General features: G+C 46.7%; 3 protein-coding genes. 2 read left to right on the top strand and 1 reads right to left on the bottom strand.

The features are described from left to right. Window positions 1-48: 48 nt before the first annotated feature. Window positions 49-321, top strand: coding sequence for a helix-turn-helix domain-containing protein (locus J1785_RS01770; protein ID WP_129954313.1), 273 nt, complete (start codon window positions 49-51; stop codon window positions 319-321). A 44-nt stretch (window positions 322-365) separates the two neighbouring features. Here J1785_RS01770 and mdh read toward each other — a convergent pair whose 3' ends face one another. Beyond that, window positions 366-1304, bottom strand: a complete 939-nt coding sequence (mdh, locus tag J1785_RS01765; RefSeq protein WP_129954311.1) for a malate dehydrogenase — start codon at window positions 1302-1304, stop codon at window positions 366-368. A 463-nt stretch (window positions 1305-1767) separates the two neighbouring features. On the opposite strand from mdh, the gene argR reads away from it, so the two are divergent. After that, window positions 1768-2238, top strand: a complete 471-nt coding sequence (gene argR / locus J1785_RS01760; RefSeq protein ID WP_095923673.1) for a transcriptional regulator ArgR — start codon at window positions 1768-1770, stop codon at window positions 2236-2238. Window positions 2239-2459: the final 221 nt, after the last annotated feature.

Here is a 2459-nt window from a genome sequence, read left to right as displayed (position 1 = left end):
ATGTTTAATAAAATATTTATTGAAAGTCATTTTCAGAAGGAAAATATCATGACGACAAGGAATGAAGACTGGCATCAGGCAGATATTATTGCAGCACTGAGAAAGAAGGGCACCACACTCGCAGCAGTATCACGATCAGCAGGCCTGAGCTCTTCGACACTTTCTAATGCATTATCACGGCCGTGGCCAAAAGGAGAATTGCTTATCGCTGGTGCTTTGGGTGTCCATCCCTCGCTGATCTGGCCTAGCCGGTATTTTGATCCCAAAACCTCACAAATCATCGAACGCCGTTGCCGTCCGACCCATGAAACACCGCGTTAAGAAAAGCAAAAGCCGCCAGTTAACCCGGCGGCTTTGTTCAATGATCACTTATTAATAAACTGTTCACCGAGCTCAATATCTTTGCGAAGAATATCCAGCATAGAATCCAGCGATTGTTGTTCAAACGCACTGAGCTGACCGACATCGATAAGTTCTGCAATACCATTTTTGCCTAACAGAACGGGTTGTGCGAAAAATCGGGCATGATCGCCTTTACCTTCCACATAAGCACATTCCACCACATTATTTTCACCCTGCATCGCCCGTACCAGTGAAAGTCCGAAGCGTGCAGCCGCCTGCCCCATCGAAAGCGTCGCAGATCCGCCACCGGCTTTAGCTTCCACCACTTCAGTCCCCGCATTCTGAATACGTTGAGTCAGAGAAGCAATCTCGCTTTCAGTGAAAGAGATATCAGGGATCTGGGACAATAAAGGCAGAATCGTCACACCAGAGTGGCCGCCGATAACCGGCACTTCGATATCTTCCGGTGGCTTACCCTTCAGTTCAGCCACGAAAGTATTGGAGCGGATGGTATCCAGGGTCGTTACGCCAAACAGTTTGTTTTTGTCGTAGACACCAGCATTTTTCAATACTTCCGCAGCAATCGCGACTGTGGTATTTACCGGGTTAGTAATGATGCCGATGCAGGCTTTCGGGCAGGTACTGGCAACTTGTTGGATCAGATTGCGCACAATCCCGGCATTCACATTAAACAGATCTGAACGATCCATACCCGGTTTACGTGCCACCCCCGCAGAAATCAGGACGATGTCGGCCCCTTCCAGAGCGGGTTTAGCATCTTCACCACAGAAACCTTTAATTTTAACCGCGGTAGGGATATGGCTGAGATCGACGGCGACACCCGGAGTGACCGGTGCGATATCATATAATGAGAGTTCGGAACCGGAAGGTAGCTGGGTCTTGAGCAGAAGCGCGAGGGCCTGACCGATACCACCCGCAGCACCTAGAACTGCAACTTTCATCCTATACTCCTTTTTTATCATTAACTTATAAGTGTCGTGGAATTAATTGGGTGTGACCTTAATCACTTACGCCGTTAAAAACAATCGCTTACCTGCAGAGAATCTGAGGTGGGTCGTTTAGAAAGTAAAAAAACACCTCTTGGTCGACCTTTTCCGCTTTTAATCACTTTTTATCGGAAAGCTTCATCATTAAAAGTAGCACCACAAAATAGGCCAGGTTAATAAATGGTTAAATTCGGTCCAATGTGAGAGCTGAATCGAGATCATCAGAGTAAACTCTTGTGCAATACAGCTCAGCCGTAATGCAAAATTTTGGCATATTCATGAAATCATCGTGGGAAATTCGTCACTTACATTCCTTGTCGCAAGCTTAATTAATGATTTTTGCAGTTAACCTCTGTTGCATAAAAATTCAATTATCTGCATAATCAGCCCCACTATGATTCAGAGACCAGGGTGCAAAATGCGTAATCCTGCTAAACAGGAAGATTTGATCAAAGCCTTCAAAGCGCTGTTGAAGGAAGAGAAATTCAGTTCTCAGGGCGAGATTGTTGTCGCTCTTCAGGATGATGGTTTCGAAAATATCAATCAGTCAAAAGTCTCAAGGATGCTGACAAAATTTGGTGCCGTCAGAACCCGTAATGCGAAGATGGAAATGGTGTACTGCCTGCCTGCTGAGATTGGCGTGCCGACAACGACCAGCCCTCTGAAAAATCTGGTGCTGGATATCGACTATAACGATGCCGTTGTGGTGATCCGAACCAGCCCGGGAGCCGCACAACTGATCGCGCGTTTACTTGACTCCCTAGGGAAATCCGAAGGGATCCTCGGAACCATTGCCGGCGATGATACGATCTTCACGACACCGGCCCGCGGATTTAGCGTCAAACAATTACACGATGCGATTCTTAGTTTGTTTGAGCAAGAGCTATAGGGCTGCAACATTTTGCTCCTTTTGACGCCCTCATTCTGTGCCTGAGGTCAGAAGATCACTCCCTCTGACCTCATTCAATACACTTTCCTTCATTGATTACTGCCTTTGCGTTTATCAAAACAGCCGCCCGCACACCCCCATTTCGGTTAAATTCCGTCACAAACCACGCCATCCCGTCACATAAAGTTTTCCAGTATGTGATTCACAGCAAAAATAAGCAC

Source organism: Rahnella perminowiae (assembly GCF_019049755.1).
Lineage (GTDB): Bacteria > Pseudomonadota > Gammaproteobacteria > Enterobacterales > Enterobacteriaceae > Rahnella > Rahnella perminowiae.
The sequence above is the reverse complement of the archived record's forward strand: the minus strand, read 5'-3'. Positions and strand labels throughout refer to the sequence as shown.